At 69.2% G+C, this 2,024-nt stretch carries 1 protein-coding gene and 1 pseudogene; both read left to right on the top strand.

The features are described 5' to 3' along the window. Nucleotides 1-216: 216 nt before the first annotated feature. On the top strand, nt 217-1,791 hold the full coding sequence (locus ACFU99_RS41830; protein WP_384403529.1) for a trypsin-like serine protease: 1,575 nt from the start codon (nt 217-219) through the stop codon (nt 1,789-1,791). A 123-nt stretch (nt 1,792-1,914) separates the two neighbouring features. Further along, nucleotides 1,915-2,024: pseudogene (locus ACFU99_RS41825) on the top strand (DNA-binding response regulator); the annotation flags it as partial.

The raw sequence follows: 2,024 nt of genomic DNA, 5'->3' as shown, positions 1-2,024 counted from the left end.
CCCCGGAAGGGGAGTGGCGGCCCTGCCGCGTTCTCGGCGCGCACACGGTGATACACGACTGAGCGGTCGCCGCGGCACCCCTGATACGCGCGTGAGCCCTTCCGGCGGCCCGTCCGGCCCAGGATCAGTGGCCGGGACGGGGCGGCCGGGTGCTGTCCCTCCTCCGTGCGAGCCCGCCCCGGGAACGCCCCGTGGCGGACGAAAGGGGAGAAGCCGATGCGCAGTTGGACCAGATTGAGGGCGGGCGCCGCCCTGACGGCCGGGGCCGCCATGGCCGCGACCATGATGGCGGCCTCACCGGCGCAGGCCATCATAGGCGGCACCGAGTCGACGCACGCCTATTCGTTCATGGGATCGTTCCAGCCCTCCTTCCCCGTGTCGGACCGCCCGGACGGGCATGGCTGCGGGGTGGAGGTCCTCGCGCCGCAGTGGGTGCTGACCGCGAGCCACTGCGCAGGCAAGAACGCGACCGATGCGAGAGCGGGGGTCCCGAAGGACTGGAAGGTCCGGGTCGGGTCGCTGGACCCCGGGTCCGGGGGCGAGGTCGCGGAGGTCGATCACTACTACCGGCTCGCGACCGTCCGTGACAAGGGCGGCTTCTTGGGCAGGGACGTGGCGTTGCTGCACCTGCGCACCCCGGTGCGTGCCAAGCCGGTGAAGATCGCCTCGGCCACGCCGAAGGAGCACGACCCCGTCCGCATCATGGGCTGGGGCATGACCTGCCAGGATGACGACACCTCCCCGGAGTGTTACCCGAAGCTGCTGCACGAGGCCGACACCAAGGTGCGGCCGCTCTCGGATTGCCCGGCGGGCGAGCCCGGAGAGCTGTGCATCGGCAGCGACGACCACAGCGTCAGGGCGATGGACTACGACTCCGGTAGTCCCGCGCTGGTCCGTGAGGGCGATGAGTGGGCGGTGGCCGGTGTGGTCAGCAACGGCAACATAGCCGATACGTACTACACCGACGTCACCAAGTACGCCGACTGGATCAACGGCATCATCAGCGGTACCCATGTGCCGCCCGACGACAAGATCCCGAACGTGGAAGGCGCGGTGACCCTGGGTGTCTGCGTGGGCTCGGTGGTGAGCACCCCGGATTCCCGGCCGCAGGACCCGGCGCTGCTGATGACCAACGGCCACTGTGTGGAGGGCAAGCGCCCCGCGCCCGGTGCCGCGCTGACGGACCAGCCGGCCGATGACTACCCCATGCCGATCGCCGACCGCCAGGGATACCCGAAGACCTTCGTCCATAAGAAACGGCTGGTGTACGCGACGATGACGGGCACCGATGTCGCGCTCTACCGTCTGGATCAGACCTACGCGCAGTTGAAGGCCAAGGGCGCGAAGGTCTTCCGGCTCACGTCCGACCCGGTGCGCGCGGGCGACTCGCTGACCCTGGCCGACACCAGCAACCGTTACCACTGCACCGCCGAGGCCGTGGTTCCGCATCTGCGGGAGGGCGGCTACCAGCAGGACAACTCGATCCGCTACGCCACCGGCAAGGGCTGTGACCCCCAGCACGGCACCTCCGGTTCGGCGCTGCTGGCCCCCGACGGCACCACGGTGGTGGGCATCCACAACACCCACAACGTCGCCGGCGATGAGAAGTGCACCGACAACAATCCCTGTGAGGTGGACTCGGACGGAACGGTGACCTCCGTGAAGGGTCGCGGCTACGGCCAGCAGGTCAACGGGATCGCCTCCTGCGTGACGGAGGGGTCGAAGCTGGACCTGTCACGCAAGGGCTGCACGCTCACCGGGGCCAAGCCGAGCGCGGGCCACGGGCACTGATGGGATAAAAAACCCAGCTACGGGCGCTGATGGGGAAACCCCGGCCACGGGCGCTGATTGGGCAAGGCGGAGCTTCTCGTCGCATCATGGTCCCCCAGCACCCAGCACGTCCGATGGGGGAATATGTCCGTCCCAGCGGCCGGGGGGAACCTCCCGGCGCCCGTAGCGATCCTGCTCGTCGAGGACGACGAGGTGATCCGCAGATCGGTGACGCTGGCGCTGGAGCGCTACGG

The sequence above is a fragment of the Streptomyces sp. NPDC057654 genome (genome assembly GCF_042800135.1).
Taxonomy (GTDB): Bacteria; Actinomycetota; Actinomycetes; order Streptomycetales; family Streptomycetaceae; genus Streptomyces.
The sequence above is the reverse complement of the archived record's forward strand: the minus strand, read 5'-3'. Positions and strand labels throughout refer to the sequence as shown.

What these genes read in the sequence shown, in the direction of transcription:
- ACFU99_RS41830 (WP_384403529.1), top strand. Translation starts at nt 217, where the DNA reads ATGCGCAGTTGGACCAGATTGAGGGCGGGCGCCGCCCTGACGGCCGGG.